This is a genomic window from Kribbella sp. NPDC003505 (assembly GCF_040610875.1).
Lineage (GTDB): Bacteria > Actinomycetota > Actinomycetes > Propionibacteriales > Kribbellaceae > Kribbella.
The window spans coordinates 177,551-196,739 of record NZ_JBEXNA010000001.1 but is presented as its reverse complement, the minus strand read 5'-3'; the positions used below and the strand labels follow the sequence as shown (position 1 = coordinate 196,739).

22 protein-coding genes are annotated in these 19,189 nt (G+C 69.5%); 11 read left to right on the top strand and 11 right to left on the bottom strand.

From position 1 onward, the window contains the following. The first annotated feature begins 6 nt into the window (after positions 1–6). The gene (locus ABZX12_RS00870) at positions 7–423 is read left to right on the top strand and encodes an ester cyclase (RefSeq protein ID WP_355688603.1); all 417 of its coding nucleotides are present in this window, start codon (positions 7–9) and stop codon (positions 421–423) included. On the opposite strand, the gene ABZX12_RS00865 is transcribed toward ABZX12_RS00870, so the two are convergent. After that, positions 420–1,397 (bottom strand): carbohydrate kinase family protein, encoded by a 978-nt coding sequence (locus tag ABZX12_RS00865; RefSeq protein ID WP_355688601.1) that lies wholly within the window; start codon positions 1,395–1,397, stop codon positions 420–422. The genes ABZX12_RS00870 and ABZX12_RS00865 overlap by 4 nt on opposite strands. Positions 1,398–1,511: 114 nt before the next feature. On the opposite strand from ABZX12_RS00865, the gene ABZX12_RS00860 reads away from it, so the two are divergent. From ABZX12_RS00860 to ABZX12_RS00840, 5 genes are all read left to right on the top strand, one after another. Further along, positions 1,512–2,129, top strand: coding sequence for a class I SAM-dependent methyltransferase (locus ABZX12_RS00860; RefSeq protein ID WP_355688599.1), 618 nt, complete (start codon positions 1,512–1,514; stop codon positions 2,127–2,129). Beyond that, on the top strand, positions 2,126–2,770 hold the full coding sequence (locus tag ABZX12_RS00855; RefSeq protein WP_355688597.1) for an ABC transporter ATP-binding protein: 645 nt from the start codon (positions 2,126–2,128) through the stop codon (positions 2,768–2,770). The genes ABZX12_RS00860 and ABZX12_RS00855 overlap by 4 nt, the downstream gene beginning before the upstream one ends. Beyond that, positions 2,767–4,335, top strand: a complete 1,569-nt coding sequence (locus ABZX12_RS00850) for a DUF6297 family protein (RefSeq protein ID WP_355688596.1) — start codon at positions 2,767–2,769, stop codon at positions 4,333–4,335. Before ABZX12_RS00855 ends, ABZX12_RS00850 begins: the two co-directional genes overlap by 4 nt. A 61-nt stretch (positions 4,336–4,396) precedes the next feature. After that, positions 4,397–4,738, top strand: coding sequence for a PadR family transcriptional regulator (locus ABZX12_RS00845; protein WP_133781728.1), 342 nt, complete (start codon positions 4,397–4,399; stop codon positions 4,736–4,738). Continuing rightward, complete coding sequence (locus tag ABZX12_RS00840) at positions 4,735–5,295, top strand: hypothetical protein (RefSeq protein ID WP_355688594.1); 561 nt, start codon at positions 4,735–4,737, stop codon at positions 5,293–5,295. The genes ABZX12_RS00845 and ABZX12_RS00840 overlap by 4 nt, the downstream gene beginning before the upstream one ends. Here the strand turns inward: ABZX12_RS00840 and ABZX12_RS00835 are convergent. From ABZX12_RS00835 to ABZX12_RS00825, 3 genes are all read right to left on the bottom strand, one after another. Then, positions 5,283–5,588: a pyrophosphatase gene (locus ABZX12_RS00835; RefSeq protein WP_355688593.1), complete on the bottom strand. Its 306-nt coding sequence runs from the start codon at positions 5,586–5,588 to the stop codon at positions 5,283–5,285. The genes ABZX12_RS00840 and ABZX12_RS00835 overlap by 13 nt on opposite strands. A gap of 71 nt (positions 5,589–5,659) precedes the next feature. Next, on the bottom strand, positions 5,660–6,517 hold the full coding sequence (locus ABZX12_RS00830; protein ID WP_355688591.1) for a hypothetical protein: 858 nt from the start codon (positions 6,515–6,517) through the stop codon (positions 5,660–5,662). A gap of 119 nt (positions 6,518–6,636) precedes the next feature. Beyond that, complete coding sequence (locus tag ABZX12_RS00825; RefSeq protein WP_355688590.1) at positions 6,637–7,686, bottom strand: LLM class flavin-dependent oxidoreductase; 1,050 nt, start codon at positions 7,684–7,686, stop codon at positions 6,637–6,639. A 156-nt stretch (positions 7,687–7,842) separates the two neighbouring features. Here ABZX12_RS00825 and ABZX12_RS00820 point away from each other — a divergent pair, with 156 nt between their 5' ends. Beyond that, positions 7,843–8,793 (top strand): aldo/keto reductase, encoded by a 951-nt coding sequence (locus tag ABZX12_RS00820; protein ID WP_355688588.1) that lies wholly within the window; start codon positions 7,843–7,845, stop codon positions 8,791–8,793. Between the two features lie 112 nt (positions 8,794–8,905). Further along, positions 8,906–10,777, top strand: a complete 1,872-nt coding sequence (locus ABZX12_RS00815) for a glycoside hydrolase family 76 protein (RefSeq protein ID WP_355688586.1) — start codon at positions 8,906–8,908, stop codon at positions 10,775–10,777. 1 nt (position 10,778) lies between these two features. Here ABZX12_RS00815 and ABZX12_RS00810 read toward each other — a convergent pair whose 3' ends face one another. Both ABZX12_RS00810 and ABZX12_RS00805 read right to left on the bottom strand, forming a co-directional pair. After that, positions 10,779–11,555, bottom strand: a complete 777-nt coding sequence (locus tag ABZX12_RS00810) for an SDR family NAD(P)-dependent oxidoreductase (RefSeq protein WP_355688584.1) — start codon at positions 11,553–11,555, stop codon at positions 10,779–10,781. Positions 11,556–11,660: 105 nt separating this feature from the next. Continuing rightward, positions 11,661–12,674 carry an aldo/keto reductase gene (locus tag ABZX12_RS00805; RefSeq protein ID WP_355688582.1) on the bottom strand — a complete coding sequence of 338 codons (1,014 nt, stop codon included), beginning with the start codon at positions 12,672–12,674 and terminating at the stop codon, positions 11,661–11,663. A 119-nt stretch (positions 12,675–12,793) separates the two neighbouring features. Here ABZX12_RS00805 and ABZX12_RS00800 point away from each other — a divergent pair, with 119 nt between their 5' ends. Continuing rightward, positions 12,794–13,615, top strand: a complete 822-nt coding sequence (locus ABZX12_RS00800; RefSeq protein WP_355688580.1) for a helix-turn-helix transcriptional regulator — start codon at positions 12,794–12,796, stop codon at positions 13,613–13,615. Here the strand turns inward: ABZX12_RS00800 and ABZX12_RS00795 are convergent. Next, a complete protein-coding gene (locus ABZX12_RS00795; protein ID WP_355688578.1) occupies positions 13,612–13,767 on the bottom strand; it encodes a hypothetical protein in 156 nt (51 codons plus the stop codon). The two genes, ABZX12_RS00800 and ABZX12_RS00795, sit on opposite strands and share 4 nt — an antisense overlap. Here ABZX12_RS00795 and ABZX12_RS00790 point away from each other — a divergent pair. After that, complete coding sequence (locus tag ABZX12_RS00790; RefSeq protein ID WP_355688576.1) at positions 13,748–13,981, top strand: aldo/keto reductase; 234 nt, start codon at positions 13,748–13,750, stop codon at positions 13,979–13,981. The genes ABZX12_RS00795 and ABZX12_RS00790 overlap by 20 nt on opposite strands. Positions 13,982–14,001: 20 nt before the next feature. Here the strand turns inward: ABZX12_RS00790 and ABZX12_RS00785 are convergent, their stop codons facing one another. Then, positions 14,002–14,817: a class II glutamine amidotransferase gene (locus ABZX12_RS00785; protein WP_355688574.1), complete on the bottom strand. Its 816-nt coding sequence runs from the start codon at positions 14,815–14,817 to the stop codon at positions 14,002–14,004. A gap of 183 nt (positions 14,818–15,000) precedes the next feature. Beyond that, on the bottom strand, positions 15,001–16,425 hold the full coding sequence (gene glnA / locus ABZX12_RS00780; protein WP_355688572.1) for a type I glutamate--ammonia ligase: 1,425 nt from the start codon (positions 16,423–16,425) through the stop codon (positions 15,001–15,003). A gap of 189 nt (positions 16,426–16,614) precedes the next feature. Here glnA and ABZX12_RS00775 point away from each other — a divergent pair, with 189 nt between their 5' ends. After that, a complete protein-coding gene (locus ABZX12_RS00775; RefSeq protein WP_355688570.1) occupies positions 16,615–17,091 on the top strand; it encodes an RDD family protein in 477 nt (158 codons plus the stop codon). Here ABZX12_RS00775 and ABZX12_RS00770 read toward each other — a convergent pair. Beyond that, complete coding sequence (locus tag ABZX12_RS00770) at positions 17,088–18,377, bottom strand: cyclopropane-fatty-acyl-phospholipid synthase family protein (RefSeq protein ID WP_355688568.1); 1,290 nt, start codon at positions 18,375–18,377, stop codon at positions 17,088–17,090. The two genes, ABZX12_RS00775 and ABZX12_RS00770, sit on opposite strands and share 4 nt — an antisense overlap. A 112-nt stretch (positions 18,378–18,489) precedes the next feature. Next, entirely contained in the window at positions 18,490–19,185 is a 696-nt protein-coding gene (locus tag ABZX12_RS00765; RefSeq protein ID WP_355688567.1) for a DUF4191 domain-containing protein, read from the bottom strand. Positions 19,186–19,189: the final 4 nt, after the last annotated feature.

Below are 19,189 nucleotides of genomic sequence, written 5' to 3'. Positions count from 1 at the left end.
GGGATCATGGAACCGCTGGCGGTGTTGGAACGGATCCTGCACGAGGGATTCGCGACGGGGAACGCGGCGATCGTCGACGAGGTGTGTGCGCCCGACCTGATCGAGCACCAGTTCGGTCTGTCCGGGAGGGGTGAGCAGGCGCGGGACCAGGTGAAGGCCGCGATCCGGCAGGTGCACGAGCTGATGCCGGACATCGTCTACACGCTGGAGGACTCCGTCGTCGTCGGCGACCTGGTCTGGGCGCGCGGACGGGCACGCGGTACGGCGACCGGGGCGTTCTTCGGGCCGCCGAGCAACGCGCCGATCGACATGGCGTTGTTCGAGCAGGCGCGGGTGGTCGACGGCCGGATCGTCGAGCACTGGGGCTGCCCGGACCGCTTCGCGCTGCTCGCCCAGACGGGTGTCCTGACCCGCCTGGGTTAGGCCCTGAGCGCCTGCTTCGCGGTCGCGGCGGCGTCGGCGCCGTACGCGCTGGTCAGCCGGTCGAGGAACGTCGGGTGGTCGAGGCTGTACTCCTGGGTGCCGACCGTCTCCAGGACCGTGGTCGCCAGCGTGCACCCGAGGTGCGCGGCGGCCTCGTGGTCGAGACCGTTGGCGCGACCGGTGAGGTAGCCGGCCCGGAACGCGTCGCCGCCGCCGGTCGGGTCGACCAGGTCCGGCGCGGGGACGGCCGGGATCTTCGCCAGGATCCCGGTGCGGTCCTCGATCACGACGCCGTCGCCGCCGTGCGTGGTGATCCGGACGCCGACCCGCTCGAGGATCTCCTCGTGGCTCCAGCCGGTCTTCTGCACCAGCAGGCCGGCCTCGTACTCGTTGCTGAACAGGTACGCCGCGCCGTCGACGAGCGTGCGGATGTCCTCGCCGTCCATCCGCGCCAGCTGCTGCGACGGATCGGCCGCGACGGCGATCCCGTGCTGCTTGGCGAGCTCGGTGTGCTTGAGCATCGCGTCCGGGTCGTCGGCGCCGATCAGCACCAGGTCGACACCGCCCGCGGCCTGGTGGATCGCGCCGAGGTCGAGCTCGCGGGCCTCGGCCATCGCGCCGGTGTAGAACGAGGCGATCTGGTTCGCGTCCAGGTCGGTCGTGCAGGTGAACCGCGCGGTGTGCACGTCTGCGCAGACGCGGACGTGCGAGATGTCCACGCCGGCCGCCGTCAGCGCCGCGCCGTACTCGGCGAAGTCGGCGCCCACCGAGCCGACGAGCAGCGACGGGAACCCGAGCTGGGCCATGCCGTAGCAGATGTTCGCGCCGACGCCGCCGCGGTGCACCACCAGCTCGTCGACCAGGAACGACAGGGAGACCTTGTGCAGCTGCTCCTCGAGGAACTGGTCCTTGAACCGGCCCGGGAACGTCATCAGGATGTCGGTCGCGATCGATCCGGCGACGGCGATGCGCATGCTTGGGTGCTCCCTCGGGTGGGGTGGGTGTCAGAGCGACGAACAACCCATAGAGACTACAGGCGACCGATCTAATACACGGAGGGCTGGATTTCCATGGGCCATCAGGTGCCGGTGACCGAGGAACTGCACGAGTACATGCTCGCCCACGGCATGCCGCTGGACGAGATCGCGACCGAGCTGCGCGCCGAGACCGAGAAACTCGGCAGCCCCGCAGGCATGCTGACCACCGCCGACCAGGCCGGCCTGCTGACCACGCTGACCCGGCTGATCGGCGCCCGCCGGGCGGTCGAGATCGGGACCTTCACCGGGTTCTCCGCGCTGGCGATCTCGCGCGGGCTGCCGGACGACGGCGAGCTGATCTGCCTGGACGTCAGCGACGAGTGGACCTCGATCGGCCGCAAGTACTGGGAGCGGGCCGGCGTCGCGGGCAAGATCGATCTGCGGATCGGCGACGCGCACGAGTCGGCAGCCCGGCTCGACGGCGAGTTCGACCTGGCCTTCGTCGACGCCGACAAGGACTGGTACATCCGCTACTTCGAGACCGTGCTGCCGCTGATCCGGCCGAACGGGCTGCTGCTGTTCGACAACACGCTGGCCGGCGGCCGGGTGATCGACGAGGACGGGCCCGCCGACCGCAAGGAGTTCAACGCGCACGTCGCGCAGGACGACCGGGTGGACGTCGTCATGCTCGGTATCGGCGACGGACTGACGCTGGTCCGCAAGAAGTGAGCAAGAAGGCGGCGCCCCGGCTCGCGGTGGCGGATCTGCAGCACAAGTACGGCGACCGGCCGGTGATCGAGGGTCTCACGTTCACGCTGGCGGCCGGTCAGGCGATCGCACTGGTCGGGCCGAACGGCGCCGGCAAGACGACCGTGCTCAAGTGCATCGTCGGCGCGGCCGAACCCGCCGCCGGGAAGATCCTGCTGGACGGCGTCCCGATCGACGAGCGGGCCGATGCCGTTCGCCGGGACGTCGCCACGCTGCTCGACGACCTGGACTTCTTCCCGGACCTGACCGCGGCCGAGCATCTCGACCTGCTCGCCCGTGCGCACGGCAACGCGTCGCCCGAAGACCTGGTGGACACCACCCTGCACGACATCGGCCTGCTGCCGGCCGCCGACCAGTTGCCGGGCTCACTGTCGTCCGGCCAGCGCCGCCGGCTCGCGCTGGCGACCGCGCTGGTCCGCCCGCGCAAGCTGATGGTCCTCGACGAGCCCGAGGCCCGGCTCGACACCGGCGGTGTGCAGTGGCTGTCCGAGCGGTTGGTCGCGGAGAAGAAGTCCGGGACCGCGATCCTCTTCGCCAGCCACGACCCGGCGCTCGTCGAGACGGTCGCGGACTCCGTCGTCACGCTCACTCCGCTGCCATGAGCGCTGCCGACGGGCCGGTCGAGTTCGATCCGGCGGACTTCGGGGCGATCCCGTCGTCGCGGTCGCTGCGGCAGTGGATGCGGACGACGCGCCGGCAACACGCGGACCGGTCGTTCTGGGAGATCTTCGAGGACGTCTACCTGGTCCTGTTCACGATCGCGATGGCCGGCGCGACCGGCGGCAACGTCGTCCGGCACCTGAACTCGAACGCGTCCGGCTGTACGTCGCGGACGTGCGGTCAGCTCGCCGACTGGATGCCGTGGATCGCCGTACCGTTGCTGCTGGCAATCACCCTCCGGGTGCTGCTCGCGATCGGGCCGGTGTCGGCGTCGCGCGCCACCGGCTTCTGGCTGCTCGCGACTCCGGTCGACCGAGCCGCCTTGTTGCGCCCGGCGTACCGGCTGGTGACGGGATCTGTCGCGGTGCTCGGCGTCGTCGTCGGCGCGCTCGTCTGGGCCCTTGTCGGAGCGTCGCTGACCGACGTACTTCTGGCGGCCGAACTGATCGGCGCGAGTCTGGTCTGCGCCGCGGTCGCGACGGTGTGGGCGCAGCAATCGGCGCGACGCAGCCGATGGACGTTGCGCGTCGCGGATGTCCTGCTGCTGGCCGCCGTGGTGCCGGCGGTGCTGCTGGCCTTCCAGCCGCGCGAGGACCAGTTCACCAACGTGGTGCTGTCGTCGCGACTCGTCGACGAATACGGCTACCCGACGCTCGCGTTCGGCCAGATCCAGGACGATCGGTCCAGCGCCGTCCCCCTGCTGGTGTTTGCGGTGGCAGTTCTTGTGTGCGCTGTGCTGGTGTTCCTCGTGTCGCGGACGCTGGATCGGCTGGGGCGGATCAGTGTGATTGCGGGTGGAGAGTTGCTGGCCGGGCTGGCGGGTGCGGCGAGCAGTTTGGACATCAGCATGCTCGGCGACGTGATCGCCGGACGGCACTGGCGGCTCAAGGGGCGGGTCCACTCGCGCCGCGGGCGGGGTGCGCAGGGCGCCGCGATCGTGCACCGCGAGTTCCTCCGGATCCTGCGCTGGCCCCGGCGGCTCGCCGTCGCGTTCGCGCTGCTCGTGGTCCCGTACGCCGTGCACGGCGCCGGCTTCCACATCCTGGTCCCCGTCGCGGCCGCGATCGCCGGCTTCATCGCCGTACGACCGATGCTCGACGGCCTCCGCACCGCCTGCCGCTCGACCGGTCTGGTCCGCGCGCTCGGGTGGGACCTGCGCGAGCTCCGGGTGATCATGGCGGTCGTCCCCGGCCTGTTCACGATCGTCTGGTCCGCCTGCGCCTTCCCGGCGATCGGCAGCGCGTCGGCCTCCTTCGCCGTTGCCGCCGGCATCATTTCCGGCGCCGTCCGGCAGGCGTCGGCCCGGCCCCCGTCGTACGCCGGCCCGCTGGTCACGTCGCCGATGGGCGCGATCCCGCCCGGCCTGTTCTCGCAGCCGGCCCGCGGCTTCGACCTGCTCGTGCTGTGCCTGGCGCCGGTGCTGCTCAACCTCAGCCCGCTCTGGGTGGTGGTGGTCCCGGCCGTCGTACTGCTCGCGATGCTGGCCGTCCGCCCGAAAACCGCCTGAAGATCGCTGACGCGGCAGCCATTCTTGCCGCATCTTGGCGCGGACAGGTACCTTGTATCGCATGGTAGCGGAGAAGGTCTTCACGCAACTGCGCCGCGGGACGCTGGAGTTCTGCGTGCTGGCGCTGTTGCAGGGAGAGCCCCGTTACGGTTTCGAGTTGGTGAAGGCGCTGGGCGAAGTCGACGGACTGGTGACGACCGAAGGCACGATCTATCCACTGCTGGCCCGGCTGCGACGGGAAGGTCTGGTGGAGACGAGCTGGCGCGAGTCCGAGTCCGGGCCGCCGCGGCGGTACTACACATCGACGGCCGAGGGCAGCCAGGCACTGGCCGCGTTCACGGCGGACTGGCAACGGTTCTGCGCCTCGGTCGACGCGATCCTGGAGAGTGGGAGACGGGGATGAACAGGGAACTGGACAGCGATCGCCTGGTCGACGCTTACCTGAACGAGCTGGCCGCGGAGGCCGCGGAACTGCCGGCCGGACGGCGCGACGAGCTGCTCGCCGACGTGCGGGCGCACATCGCCGAGGCGCGCGCGGCGGGTGCCGCGTCCGAGGACGAGATTCGCGAGGTGCTGACGTCGCTCGGCCGGCCCAGCGAGATCGTTACCGCCGCCACCGACGGCCTGGTGCGGGTCGAGATCCCGCCGCGACTGCGTCCGTGGGACTTCGTCGCGGTCGGGCTGCTGCTGGTCGCGCCGTACCTGCTGGGAGCGAGCGTGCTGGTGGCGGTCATCGGCTGGGTGATCGGCGTGAGCATGCTCTGGACATCCGACCGCTGGACGCCGGCCTGGAAGCTGATCGGCACGTTGACCTGGCCGATCGGCTACGCCGTGGTCATGTTCCTGGATACGTTCTTCCAGGCCCCGATCGGGCTGAGCCTGGCGGCCGACGCGGTCGTGACGCTCGCGCTGACCGCCGCCCTGGTCTGGAACGCCCGCCCTCCGCGTCAGGCTTCGTAGACCAGCCACTTCCGCTCGATCTCACGCGGCAGATCCACGTCGTGCCGGCGCGCGAAGAGCAGCAGTTGGCAGAGCACGTCGGCGAACTCCTGATGGAACGTGTCCCGGATGCCGTCCGGTGTCGCGCCTTTGGACCGGGCGCGCCCGGTGTGCTGGAGGTAGGCCTGCGTGAGCTCGCCGACCTCCTCCTGGAGCTTGAGCAGGAACCAGTCCGGGTCACGGTCGAAGCCGAGGCGCTCGCCGTACCCGACCGAGATCTTCTCCAGCCGCTCTGTCAACGCAGTGAGGTCCACTGGCCTACCCAAGCAGACCCCGCGGACATTTCTGAGTCCGCGGGGTGTCGTGCCGTCTCGTGCTGGAACGTCTACTGCCGGGAACCGGCCGGCGGTTCTCCGGGTGCCGGGAGCGGCTCCGCCGACTGCCCGTCGGAGGGCTGCGCACCAGCGGCTGGGTCCGTCGGCGGCTGACCGTCCGTCGGCTGCTCCGGGTCGGCGGCCGGTGGGGCGTCGGGCACCAGGGGCTGGTCGAGGCCGGCGGTTTCGGCGATGGAGACGCGCGCGACCGACGCCTCGATCCGGTTCAGTTGCTTGCGGATCGCCGTACCGGTGCCGGTGGGGGCGGCCCAGAACCGCCTCATGTACTCCTCGATCTCGGCCTGCATCATGGCCCTGAGCTGAGCTTGTGTGTACGGCAAATCGTCCTCCACGTGGCCTGGGGTGAACTCGCCGCGGGCGAGTGCCGCCCGGGCTGCGGGGCCGGGACAGTCGGTGCCACCCGGCCGGACCGCGGAATGCGGCCGGATCGCCGTACCGCGGGGATAGATCGTGCGGAAGTCGGCGATCACCGCGCGAGTGGTCGCTTTCATCGCGGCGGTCGGCTGCTCGCCGGTGACGAGCACCAGCAGAATCGCGCCGTACCGCTCGTTCAGATCGGCATTTCCGTTGGCTCCGGACTGGGTCCGCAGGCCGCGCAGCGTCCAGGCACGGCCCGCTTGGTCCACCGCCACCTGGTACGCGATGTCCGACCAGCCACGAGTGTCCATGTGGTAGTTCTGCCAGCCGCGCAACGCCGACGCCACGGCCTCCCTGGTGTGGATGACTCTCGTCGATCCCGTGCCCGGCCAGTGGATGACCGCGCCTTCGACCCGGGAGACGGTCAAGCTCCCCGGACCGCCGTTGGGCGGGCGCGCGTTCCACGCCGACCGGGGCAGATATTGGACCATCGATGCTCCCCTCACATGCCTCACATCGCCACATACCCACCGTTGGCACCAAGTAATCAACCGAGCACACTCAGCTCGCACCCGTCAAGTGGTGAAGCACATCCTTTCAGTGCTTCAGGTCAGCTGAGCAGGGGAAGCAGCTGGTCGCCGATACGGATGGTTTCTTCGCGGTACGGGGTGTCGGAGAGGATGAAGTGGGTGATGCCGAGGTCGCGGTATCTGCGCAGGGACTTGGCGACGTCGTCGGGGGAGCCGACGAGCCAGGTGGTGCCGGCGCCGCCACCGCCGTACTTGGCCGGGGCGGTGTACAGGTTGTCGTCGAGGACCTCGCCGCGTTCGGTCAGGTCGAGGAGACGTTGCTGGCCGACCGCCGTGAACCAGCGGCGGTCCCGTGAGCCCTGCTTCTCGGCCATCTCGGCGACCGTCGCCTCGGCGTCGGCCCAGGCCTGATCGGTCGTGTCCCGAACCAGCGTCGTGATGCGCAACCCGAACTCGAGCGGCGCATGCTCGCGACCGAGTTCCTGCTCCAGTGAGCGCAGCCGGGCGATCCGCCCGGCGACGCCGTCCAGCGGCTCGCCCCAGAACAGCTGGACGTCGGCATCCGTCGCGGCGACCCGTTGCGCCGCGTCCGACGCGCCGCCGAAGTACAGCCGGGGATGCGGCCGCCCGTCCCGTACGACGGGACGTGTCGCGACCGTCGAGCCGGTGACGGAGAAGTACTCGCCGGCGAACGTCACGTCCTCCTCGGTCCACAACCGCCGGACCAGGTGGAGGAACTCCCTGGTCCGGGCGTACCGCTGCGGCTGGTCGCCCTCACGGTCGCCGTACGCCGCGAGGTTGTCCTGGCCGGAGACGATGTTGATCAGCAGCCGCCCGGCGGTGAGCTGGTCGAGCGTGCTCGCCGCGGACGCGAAGTGCGCGGGATGCCAGTACCCGGGCCGGATCGCGGCCAGCGGCTGGAACGTCGTGGTCCGTGCGGCGAGCGCGGTCGCGACCGTGAACGTGTCCGGCCGGCCCCACCCGGTGCCGATCAGCGCACCGGACCACCCGTGCTCCTCCGTGAGCCGGGCCAGCTCGGTCAGCCGCTCGATGCTGTTGTGTCCCTGGACGGCGTCGTCCCCGCGGTGCCCTGGGTCGACCTGGTTCGGGATGTACCAGAGGAAGGTCATGCGAAGCAGTTTAAGTTCAGTCGATTACTAGACTTTGAGCGTCTCGCGTGCTGGTCAGCGCTGCTGCTTCTGGCAATCAGCAGGATTGGTTGTTGGACTGCCGGCCGGGGATGTGCGCAGGATGCTGGAAACGTTCCCGTCCTGGTGGAGGTTCTCATGATTCGGCGGTCGATCGGTGCGTCGGAGATCAGCGCGCTCGGGATGGGGTGCTGGGCCATCGGCGGGCCGCACGCCCGCCAGGGGAGCCCGGTGGGCTGGGGGACGATCGACGACCAGGAGTCGAAGCGGGCCCTGCGGCGGGCGCACGAGCTGGGCGTGACGTTCTTCGACACCGCGGACGTCTACGGCTGCGGGCACAGCGAGAAGCTGATCGCGGACGCGCTCGGGGATGTCCGCGACGACATCGTGATCGCCTCGAAGGCCGGGTACACCTACGTCGAGGAGACCCGCGAGGCGCCGGGGGAGAACGGCGACCCGGAGTACATCCGGTGGGCCTGTGACGAGTCGCTGCGGCGGCTGAACACCGACCGTATCGATCTGTACCAGTTTCACCTCGGCGGCTACGACCTCGCGAAGGCGGAGGACGTGCTCGCGGTCTTCGAGGAGCTGGTTGCCGCCGGCAAGGTTCGCGCGATCGGGTGGAGCACGGACGACCCCGAGCGGGCGGCGCTGTTCGCGAAGAGCCCGCACTGCAAGGCGATCCAGCAGCATTTCAACGTGTTCGGCGGCAACGCCGACGTGCTCGAGCTGTGCGAGCGGAACGGGCTGGCGAGCATCGTGCGCGGGCCGCTCGGGATGGGGTTGCTGACCGGGAAGTTCGACCGGGACAGCACGCTGCCCGCGGACGACGTACGGCACGGGTGGGACTTCCGCAACGGTGACCAGGCCGAGTCCCTGCGCCGGCTCGACGCGATCCGCGACGTGCTCACCTCGGACGGGCGGACGCTCGCGCAGGGCGCGCTCGGGTGGCTGTGGGCGCGCAGCGAAGCCTTCGTGCCGATCCCGGGCTTCAAGACCGTCGCGCAGGTCGAGGAGAACGCCGGTGCGCTGCGATACGGCGCGCTCGCGGCGGAGCAGTTGGACGAGATCGCCGCGATTCTCGCCTGACGCTCACCATTGACATCGTTGTCTGGGGCGACGACGATACTGCCTCGAAGCTTGATGAAACGTTTCCAACCTCGGTGCGCCGAGCCGCCACGAAGCATCTCGAGGAGAGCGCGTGAATCGTCGTGTGCAGATTCTGAAGGTACTGACAGCCGGGGCGATCCTGCTCGCCGCGGCCCTCGCCCCGCAGTCCGCGGGCGCCACGGGCGCCGCCGACGGAGCGACCGCGGTCGCCCGCGCCCGGGTCGCCGCGGACCAGCTGATGAGCTCGTACGAGCCGAACAAGGCCTGGTTCCCGTCCAGCTGGTGGAACTCCGCGGTCGCGTTGCAGACCATCGGCGACTACATGCAGCGCACGGGCGACCGGCGCTACCTGGGGCAGCTGGACAACACGTTCGAGAAGGACAAGGGCGCCTTCCCGGCCGGGTACCTGTCCGGTGACCCGCTGCTCGGGAACTTCACCAGCCGCGCCATCGACGACTCCGAGTGGTGGGGGCTGACCTGGATCCAGGCGTACGACCTGACCAAGAACCGCAAGTACCTCGACATGGCGGTCACGATCGCCGAGTACGTCGAGGGCTACTGGGACCCGAGCTCGTGCGGCGGCGGCGTGTGGTGGGACGGTGAGCGCACCTACAAGAACGCCGTCACCAACGGCCTGTGGATCCGCCTCACCGCCGAGCTGCACAACCGGATGCCCGGCGACCAGCGCTGGCTCGGCCGTGCGAAGGAAGGCTGGACCTGGTTCACCGGCAGCGGCATGATCAACTCGGCCGGCCTCGTCAACGACGGCCTGCGGACCAGCTGCGAGAGCAACGGCGACACGGTCTGGAGCTACAACCAGGGCCTCGCGATCGGTGCCGGTCTGGAGCTCTACCGCGCGACCCGCGACCCGAAACTGCTGACCACGGTACGGCGACTGGCCGACGCTGCGATCGCTCCCGGCGGACTGGTGACCGACGGGGTTCTGACCGAGGCCTGCGACGCCCCCGGCCGCACGTGCGACGACAACGGCAAGCAGTTCAAGGGCATCTTCATGCGCTACTGGATGGATCTCGCCGACACCACGCGCGACCGTCGCTACACCGACTTCGTGGCACAGCAGGCCGCCACGGTCTGGAACAACGACCGCGACGCCTCCGACCGGCTGGGTGAGCGGTGGTCCGGCGCGACTCCGAACGTCTTCGACTGGCGGACCCAGGCCAGTGCGCTGAGCGCCCTGATCGCCGCCGTACCGGCCACGCCGCCGACGCGGTCCTTGTCCGCGACGACCGATCCGGCGTTGCCCGTGGTGATGCCTGCGACCGGCAGCGGGACGCATGTGAAGGTCAGGGTCGACGTCCAAGCCACCGGGCCGGTCGGCGACCAGCTCCAGGCTGTGGTCCAGGCCACGGCTCCGTCCGGCTGGACGGTGACGCCGGCTCGCTCCACGGTGACACTGCAGACCCGCGGTAACGCCGTGCCGGTACAGACGTCGGTCGAGCTCGACGTCACGATCCCCGCGGGGACGGCCGACGGTCTGCATTCGGTGACCGCGACGGTGACGTCCGGATCCCAGCTGTCGTACAGCACCCGGTCCGACATTCTGATCGCGCACACCGCCGACTTCGACACCGGCACGGCGGCCGAGACCCCGTGGCTGTGGGACGCCGACGGGTCGCAGAGCAACGGCGTCCAGAACCGGTTCGCCGACGGGCACTCCTACTTCGTCTACCGCTTCCCGTTCCCGTCCGACACCGTGTCGGCATCAGTATCGTTGACAATCGACAATCAGTTCGTCGTCCAGGTCAGCGGTGACGGGCAGAACTGGACCACGGTGGCGACCGAGACGACCCCGTACCACGACGGCGAGAACAAGGCCGTCCGGACCTTCGACCTGACGCCGCACCTCGGCGCCGACAAGGCCGGGTACGTACGCATCTCGGACTCGTTCCCGGACGACGGCTGGGGCGGGCGCGTCTACCACGTGACAGCGACGTACAACTGATTCAGTCTCGGTAGCGAGTCGCCAGCTGCGGGCTCTGGCCGCCGAACGCGACCAGGTCCGCGGCGAACACGGTCTCCAGGAGGCTCACGTCCTCGACTCCTGGAGCCGTGACCGTCTCGCCGAGCTCCAGTCCGCGCAGGCTCGCCGTGACGACGTCCTCCGCACTCATCCGCGGGATCGCGCTGAGGTCCAGCCCCTGACGGGTGTGGAACTCGGTGGCGACGACACCGGGAAGCAGCGCCTGCACCGTGACCCCGGTGCCTTCCAGCTCCGCGCTCAGCGTCTGGGAGAAGGCGAGCAGGTCCGCGAGCGCGGCGGCGTACACGGCGCGCCGCGGCATCACGGTGCTCGGCGCCGGTCCGCTGAACGCGATCATCCCGCCCACGTTGACGATCGCTCCGCTGCCGCGCTGCTGCATCCCGCCGACCACGGCCCGGGTCAGCAGAGTGGGAGCGAGCACCTTGACCATGACCAGCTCCGCTGCCTTGTCCGCGGGCAGGTCGGCGAGCGGCATGTAGTGCGCGACGCCGGCGTTGTTCACCAGCAGGTCGACGGGTTCGGCGGCGGCCCGGTCGGCGACCGCCCGGATGCCGTCGAGGGTCGAGAGGTCGGCGGCCACCGGCGAGATCTTCACGTCCGGCCGGGCCTCGACGAGTTGGTCGAGGCGTTCGGTGTTGCGGCCGACGGCGATCAGGTCGTAGCCGTCGGCCGCGAGACGTTCGGCGAACGCCCGGCCGATCCCGGAGGTGGCTCCGGTGACGAGAGCGAGCTTGCTCATGGCAACAGTCCTTTCAATGGTCCCACCACCGAGGATCCGCGATCGCCACCGGTGCAACCAGGTCCCGCTGTCCCTGGGAGTGCCAGGACCAGGGACCTTGGACCGCTAGGCCGCCGGCCGGTCGCCGAGGTTCCGGCGCCGCAGGCCCGCGTCGAGGATCGCGGGAGTGTTGTAGTCCATGTCGAGGCGGCCGACGTCGGTGCCCGGCGGGACGATCTTGTCGATCTGGTCCAGCACGTCGTCACCGAGGACGACGTCGGCTCCGGCCAGCGCATCCTCGAGGTGCTCCATCGTTCGCGGCCCGATGATCGCGGACGTGACCGCCGGGTGCGCGATCGCGAACGCCATCGCCAGGTGGGTGAGCCGGAGCCCGGCGGCGTCGGCGACCGGGACCAGCTGCTCGACGGCGTCGAGGCGGCGCTGGTCGGACATGTGCCGGAACATCGCCGTCCGCCGCAGGTCCGACGGCGCGCGTCCGGTCAGCTGCCCACCCGCGAGCGGGCTCCAGACCAGAGCGCCCATCCCGTACTTCTGCACCATCGGGAGCACCTCGCGCTCGATCCCGCGGTTCAGGATCGAGTACGGCGGCTGCTCGGTGCGGAACCGTTCGAGACCGCGGCGCTCGGCGACCCACTGCGCCTCGACGATCTCGCTCGCGGGCATGGTCGACGTACCGATCGCGCGGACCTTCCCGCTGCGGATCAGGTCGGTCAGCGCGGACAGCGTCTCCTCGACGTCGGTCTCCGGATCGGGCCGGTGCATCTGGAACAGGTCGATGTAGTCGGTCTGCAGCCGGCGCAGCGAGTCCTCGACCGCGGTCATGATCCACCGCCGCGAGTTGCCGCGCTGGTTGGGGTCGTCACCCATCGGCAGGTGCGACTTGGTGGCCAGGACGACGTGCTGACGGCGGCCCTTGAGCGCCTCGCCGACGATCTCCTCGGACTCGCCGTGGGAGTACATGTCGGCGGTGTCGACGAAGTTGATCCCGGCGTCGAGCGCCTTGTGGATGATCCGGACCGACTCGTCGCGGTCGTCGTTGCCGACGGCACCGAACATCATGGCGCCGAGGGCGTACGGGCTGACCTTGATTCCGGTCCGGCCGAGCGTGCGGTAATGCATGGTTGAGCCTCCTTGGTTGCCTCCACCTTGGCGCCGCCGCCGGGCGCGGAGAAGGCCCACTTCATCCACGGACAGGTTGTCCCTGGATAGCGCTCGGGGCATCACGCAAGATGGAACGTGTGATCGATCGTGACGCCCTGGCCGACTTCCTCCGACGCCGCCGCGAGGTGCTGCGGCCTACCGACGTCGGCCTCCCGGAGGGTGCCCGCCGCCGTACGCCGGGACTGCGCCGCGAGGAGGTCGCGCAGCTGGCCGGGATGTCCACGGACTACTACTCGCGGCTGGAGCAGTCCCGCGGCGCCAACCCGTCGGAGCCGATCGTGGCCGGCCTGGCCCGCGCGCTGCGCTGCGACCTGGACGAGCGCGACCACCTGTACCACCTGGCCGGGCTCACGCCGCCGTTGCGCCGCGCCGGCCGGCACATCAACCCCGGCCTCATCGGCCTGGTCGGGCGCCTCACCGACATCCCGGTCGCTATCGCCACCGACATCGAAGAGGTCCTGTGGCAGAACCATCTGGCCGACGTCGTGCTCGGCGGCGCCGCCGGCCGCAACCTCACCTGGGCGTGGTTCACCGATCCGGAGACGCGGCGGATCTTCCCCGAGGAGGACTGGGACGCCCATTCGGCCGCCCATGTCGCCGACCTCCGCGCCACTCACGCCCGCCGCAACGGCGACCGTGACGTCACCGAGCTGGTCGACGCGCTCCTCGAACGCAGCGACGAGTTCCGCGAGCTCTGGGAACTGCATCGCGTCGCCGTCTGCAGGCTGGCCAGCAAGCGGATCCTGCACCCGGAGGTCGGCACTCTCGACCTCACCTGCGAACTCCTCCTCACGCCCGAAGCCGATCTCCGGATCCGGGCCTTCGTCCCCATCGAAGGCACCGAAGCCCGCGAGAAACTGGAACTTCTGCGCGTCATCGGCACCCAGTCCTTCGCCTAACGCGGCCGGAGGCCGTCCACCAGAAGCCTGAGCAGTCGTTCTGCCTGCTCGCGTTGCTGGTCCGGCGCCGCGGCGAACACGGCACCGGCCATCGCGGCGACGACATCACCCGGTGGTACGCCGGAACGCAGCGTGTCGGCCTTCGACCGCATCCCGTCACCCACCGAGCACGCCGTCGTACAGAAGGTCGCCGCACGGCTCGGGGCGACGCCCGCCGCTGTGTGTCTGGCCTGGATCCTCGCGCACGACGAGCACACCGCGCTGATTCCCGGCACCCGTACCGTCGACCACCTCGAGGACAACCTGCGCGCCGCGGACGTCCAGCTCGACGCCGCCGCACTCACCGAGCTCGACACCTTGTCCTGAACGCGAAGCGGCCCCGGACGTCACTCGGCAAGGAACGGTTCGTGGTGGTAGCCCGACTGGTCGAGGATCGCGACGGTCGACTCGGGGACCTCGGCGAACGCACCGGGGAGATCGTTGAGCGGCTCCGACACCACGACGTGGGCGTGCCGGCCGAAGGAGCGCAGGCGCTCCTCGGCGGGGTACATCTGCTGGAGTGTCTCGATGTCGACCGAGTGGAAGAGCGTGCGGCTGCGATGCTGCGAGGAGTAGCGAAACGCCCAGATGGTCTTGCCGTCCGACACGGCGAAAGTGCCCTGAACAGGAAAGGTCACTCCATGCTCGTGTCCGACTGACTCCACCATCTGCACCGCCTTCGACATGGCGCTCACCGGCTCCTGCTGCAGCCCGAGGGTCAAGGCCAGATAGAAGAGCACCTCGGAGTCGGTCGTGCCTTTGATGTCGGGATACAGCGACGGATCCACGGCGAAGGTGAGGTCGCGCTTGACCGCACCGAAGTCGGCCAGCACGCCGTTGTGCATGAAGAGCCAGTTCGCGTACCGGAACGGATGGCAGTTCGTCTGCTGGATCGGCGGGCCGGCCGCGGCGCGCACGTGACTGAAGAACAGCGACGACTCGACCGCCCGGGTCAACTCCCTCAGGTTCTGGTCGTTCCACGCGGGCTCGATGCTGTGGAAGATCCCTGGCTCGCCACCCGGCTCCGGATCGCTCGGGTACCAACCGAACCCGAACCCGTCACCGTTCACCGTCTCCGCGCCCAACGGCGAGTCGAGCGACTGTGCGACCAGCGAATGTTGCGAGTCCAGGACCAGCCTGGACGGTCTGAGGGGTTCTCCCAAGTAGGCAAGCCATCGACACATGTCCCGAACCCCCTCATCAGTCGTCCGCCGGGACCCTCCACGGTACGAAGCCGGATCCCTGTCGCCCCAGAGTCCAAGGACCCACTCGCCGACGCAGAACGACCCCTGAAACACGAAGAAGCCCACCCGGACGGACCGGGTGGGCTTCTCGGGAGCTACAACTCAGACGTCGTAGTACAGCTCGAACTCGTGCGGGTGCGGGCGGAGCTGGATCGGGGCGATCTCGTTCTCGCGCTTGAGGTCGATCCAGGTCTCGATCAGGTCCTCGGTGAAGACGTCGCCCTCGAGCAGGAAGGCGTGGTCGGCCTCGAGGGCGTCGATCACGGCCGGCAGCGACGTCGGCACCTGGGCGATGCCCGCGTGCTCCTCCGGCGGCAGCTCGTACAGGTCCTTGTCGACCGGGTCGGCCGGCTCGATCTTGTTGCGGATGCCGTCCAGGCCGGCCAGCAGCTGGGCCGCGAAGGCCAGGTACGGGTTCGCCGACGGGTCGGGGCAGCGGAACTCGATCCGCTTCGCCTTCGGGTTCGACCCGGTGATCGGGATCCGGATGCAGGCCGAGCGGTTCCGCGACGAGTAGACCAGGTTGACCGGCGCCTCGAAGCCCGGCACCAGGCGGTGGTAGGAGTTCACCGTCGGGTTGGTGAAGGCCAGCAGCGACGGGGCGTGCTTGAGCAGACCGCCGATGTACCAGCGGGCGGTGTCGGACAGGCCGCCGTACCCGGACTCGTCGTAGAACAGCGGGTCGCCGTTGCTCCACAGCGACTGGTGGCAGTGCATGCCGGAGCCGTTGTCACCGAAGATCGGCTTCGGCATGAAGGTCGCGGTCTTGCCGGCCTTCCACGCGGTGTTCTTGACGATGTACTTGAACTTCATCACGTCGTCGGCGGCCTTGAGCAGCTCGTCGAAGCGGAAGTTGATCTCCGCCTGACCGGCCGTGCCGACCTCGTGGTGAGCGCGCTCGACCGTCAGGCCGGACCGCTCGAGCGCCAGCGTGATGTCGTCGCGCAGCTCGCCGAAGTGGTCGGTCGGCGCGACCGGGAAGTAGCCACCCTTGTAGCGGACCTTGTAACCGCGGTTGCCGCCGTCCTCGACCCGGCCGGTGTTCCAGGCGCCGGCGATCGAGTCGATCGAGTAGTGCGCGGAGTTCGACTTGGTCTCGAACCGGACGTCGTCGAAGACGTAGAACTCGGCCTCCGGCGCGAAGAACGCGGTGTCCGCGATCCCGGTCGACTTCAGGTACTCCTGCGCCTTGCGGGCGATGTTGCGCGGGTCACGGCTGTACGCCTCGCCGGTCAGCGGGTCGTGCACGAAGAAGTTGATCACCAGCGTCTTCGCGGTGCGGAACTCGTCGATGTACGCGCTGGTCGGGTCCGGCAGCAGCTTCATGTCGGACTCGTGGATCTGCTGGAAACCGCGGACCGACGAACCGTCGAACGCCAGGCCGTCCTCGAAGACCTCGGGCCCGAAGGACGACACCGGGACGGTGAAGTGCTGCATGATGCCCGGCAGGTCGCAGAACCGGACGTCGACGATCTCGACGCCCTCGTTCTTGACGTAGGCGAGCAGCTCCTCAGCGCTGGAAAACATACGTACTCCTAGGGTGGCTCAGAGATTGCATCTGAACGTAGGGCCCGCCGGTTTCTCCGTCATGACCCTGATGTTTCGCGGATGTTACGCCCAGCGTGTCCGCGCTGACCCACTGGTGTACGGCGGTTACGCCGTGAGATATCGCGGCCCGCGTGGGACCTCTCACGAGGTGTCCGTAGGCTAGACATCATGGCATCATCCCCGGCGGCCGCAACTGGGCCCTCCGAAGAATTCCCCAAAGAAGAATATCGCCGCCCGGGCAATCGGCTGGGTCTGCCCGAGGACGGCCCGGCCTCGGCGGCGACCTGGGGCCGCCGGGTGCTCGCGCTGCTCATCGACTGGCTGATCGCGGCCCTGATCACGTCCGTGATCACCGCCCGCCCGATCTGGGACGGCGGCCCGAACTACGGCTCGATCAACACGGCGGTCTTCTTCGGGACGACCGCGATCCTGACCGGTCTGCTCGGCTGCACGATCGGCCACCGGATCTGCGGGCTGCAGGTGCGCCCGGTCCGCGCCGGGAAGACCTTCGTCGCTCCGCCCGGACTACTGGCCGGGATCATCCGCTCGCTGCTGATCTGCCTGGTCATCCCCGCGGTGGTCTTCGACCGCGACCGGCGCGGTCTGCACGACCTCGCCGCGAAGACGATCGTCGTACGTCGCTAGCGCCGCGTCAGCAGCAGCTGGACGTCGTCCAGGTAGCCGGTCCGGAACCCGGCCTCGGAGTAGGCGAGGTAGAACTCCCACATCCGCCGGAACGTGTCGTCGAAGCCGAGCGCCGCGATCGCCGGCCAGTGCTCGATGAACCGGTTCCGCCAGATCCGCAGCGTGCGCGCGTAGTCGGCGCCGAGATGCCGGATCACCTCGGCGCGCAGGCCGGTGTGCTGGGCGGTGACGTCCTCGATCACCTTGATCGACGGGATCAGCCCGCCGGGGAAGATGTACTTCTGCACCCAGGTGAAGGTGTTCCGGGTGGCGAGCATCCGCTCGTGCGGCATCACGATCGCCTGGACGACACCGACGCCGCCGGGCGCGAGCCGCCGCTCGATCGCGTCGAAGTACACCGGCCAGTACTTCTCGCCGACCGCCTCGATCATCTCCACGCTCAGCACGGCGTCGAACTCGCCGATCTGGTCGCGGTAGTCGCGCAGCGCGACCTGTACCCGGTCTCCGACGCCCGCGTCGGCGACCCGGCGCTGTGCGAGCAGCGCCTGCTGCGACGCGATCGTGATCGCCGTCACCCACGCCCCGCGCTGGGCCGCGCGGATCGCCAGGCTCGCCCAGCCGCAGCCGATGTCGAGCACCCGCGACCCGGACCGCACCCCGGCGGCGTCGAGGATCGCGTCGAGTTTGCGCAGTTGCGCGCCGGTGAGTTCGTCGTACGACGCGGTGGCCAGGTCGGCTGTCGCGTCGGGGAAGTACGCCGCCGAGTAGGTCAGCGTAGGATCCAGGAACTCCGAGAACATCGCGTTGCTGAGGTCGTAGTGCCGGCTGATGTTCTCGCGGGCGCCGGCGCGGTCGTTGTCCTGCTCGCCCGGCTGGGACTTCGTGACCAGCCAACGCAGGGACTGCGCCCACTTCGGCAACAGGTGCCGGGTCTCCTCGTTGCTGAACCGCTCGGCGAACGGGACGAGCAGATCGGCCAGATCGGTGCCCGGCTCCGGGTCCCAGTCGCCGGCCAGGTACGCCTCGCCGAACCCGGAGCCGGCGTCCTGCCCGAGCCGGTCCAGGAACGCCGCAGTCCGGTGTACGCGCATCGACGGGCCGCCCAGACCGTACGAACGATTGCTGTCCAGGTGGATCGTGGCCGGCAGGTCCCTGGCGATCATCCGGATCGCGGTCGCCGCGCCGTACCGACGGACCGGATTCGAGCGCGGCCGGGCCAGCGTCGGCCAGGTCTCGGCCACCGGCTCGTGCACGGCACGCTGCGCACGCGGCATCAGATCCGTCATTTCAGCTGTTCCCCTGTAATCCGTCCTGGTCGCACCCTAAGGGCAACCAGCCTCCCCACGGCGCATCTCTGAACAGATCAACTGCCGAGCATGCAGCTTGGTTACCTTGTGGTCACCGTCCGCGCATCGCCTGGCGGGCGCCCTTCAGGCTGGTCGGCACCGGGCCCTTGGGCATCGGCACCTGCGGCCGGACCGCGTCCAGCGCCTTCAGCCGCTGCAGCAGGTCGGTGATCTCGGAAGGCTGCAGGACCGCCGGCAGCTTCATGACGTACTTGGTCAGCTTGCGGATGTCGATCTCGCCCTCGCCCTGACCGGCGACGATCTGCGTCACCGGGGCGCCGCCGGCGACCCGGTTGTGCTTCTTGGCCTCGGCCGCGAGCAGGTTCTTCACCCGGCTCGGCTGGCCCTCGCCGACCAGGATGATGCCCGGCCGGCCGACGACCCGGTGGACGATGTCGGAGTTCTTGGTGACCGCGACGGCCGGGGCCACGTTCCAGCCGCGGCGCAGCGTCTGCAGCGCGGACGCGGCCGCACCGGCCTGGCCCTCGATCTGGCTGTACGCCGCCTTCTCGACCTTGCGACCGAAGACGATGGTCGCGGCCAGGAAGCCCAGCGCGACGCCGAGCGGGATCCACACCAGCAGCGGCCCGACCAGGAACCCGCCGAGCACGGCGAGCCCGACGATGCCGAGGAAGATCCCGGCCAGCACCAGGCCGACCAGCGGCTCGGACTTCTTGGTCAGCTGGTACGCCGACCGGATCTGCTTCAGCCGGCTGGTCTTCTCTTCGGGCGCGTCGTTCTTGGCCATCTCT

Excerpts from the sequence above, each read along its gene's own strand:
- ABZX12_RS00870 (WP_355688603.1), top strand. The coding sequence starts at position 7 with ATGGAACCGCTGGCGGTGTTGGAACGGATCCTGCACGAGGGATTCGCG.
- ABZX12_RS00865 (WP_355688601.1), bottom strand. The coding sequence starts at position 1,397 with ATGCGCATCGCCGTCGCCGGATCGATCGCGACCGACATCCTGATGACG.
- ABZX12_RS00850 (WP_355688596.1), top strand. The coding sequence starts at position 2,767 with ATGAGCGCTGCCGACGGGCCGGTCGAGTTCGATCCGGCGGACTTCGGG.
- ABZX12_RS00845 (WP_133781728.1), top strand. The coding sequence starts at position 4,397 with ATGGTAGCGGAGAAGGTCTTCACGCAACTGCGCCGCGGGACGCTGGAG.
- ABZX12_RS00840 (WP_355688594.1), top strand. The coding sequence starts at position 4,735 with ATGAACAGGGAACTGGACAGCGATCGCCTGGTCGACGCTTACCTGAAC.
- ABZX12_RS00830 (WP_355688591.1), bottom strand. The coding sequence starts at position 6,517 with ATGGTCCAATATCTGCCCCGGTCGGCGTGGAACGCGCGCCCGCCCAAC.
- ABZX12_RS00825 (WP_355688590.1), bottom strand. The coding sequence starts at position 7,686 with ATGACCTTCCTCTGGTACATCCCGAACCAGGTCGACCCAGGGCACCGC.
- ABZX12_RS00820 (WP_355688588.1), top strand. The coding sequence starts at position 7,843 with ATGATTCGGCGGTCGATCGGTGCGTCGGAGATCAGCGCGCTCGGGATG.
- ABZX12_RS00810 (WP_355688584.1), bottom strand. The coding sequence starts at position 11,555 with ATGAGCAAGCTCGCTCTCGTCACCGGAGCCACCTCCGGGATCGGCCGG.
- ABZX12_RS00805 (WP_355688582.1), bottom strand. The coding sequence starts at position 12,674 with ATGCATTACCGCACGCTCGGCCGGACCGGAATCAAGGTCAGCCCGTAC.
- ABZX12_RS00795 (WP_355688578.1), bottom strand. The coding sequence starts at position 13,767 with ATGCGGTCGAAGGCCGACACGCTGCGTTCCGGCGTACCACCGGGTGAT.
- glnA (WP_355688572.1), bottom strand. The coding sequence starts at position 16,425 with ATGTTTTCCAGCGCTGAGGAGCTGCTCGCCTACGTCAAGAACGAGGGC.
- ABZX12_RS00775 (WP_355688570.1), top strand. The coding sequence starts at position 16,615 with ATGGCATCATCCCCGGCGGCCGCAACTGGGCCCTCCGAAGAATTCCCC.
- ABZX12_RS00770 (WP_355688568.1), bottom strand. The coding sequence starts at position 18,377 with ATGACGGATCTGATGCCGCGTGCGCAGCGTGCCGTGCACGAGCCGGTG.
- ABZX12_RS00765 (WP_355688567.1), bottom strand. The coding sequence starts at position 19,185 with ATGGCCAAGAACGACGCGCCCGAAGAGAAGACCAGCCGGCTGAAGCAG.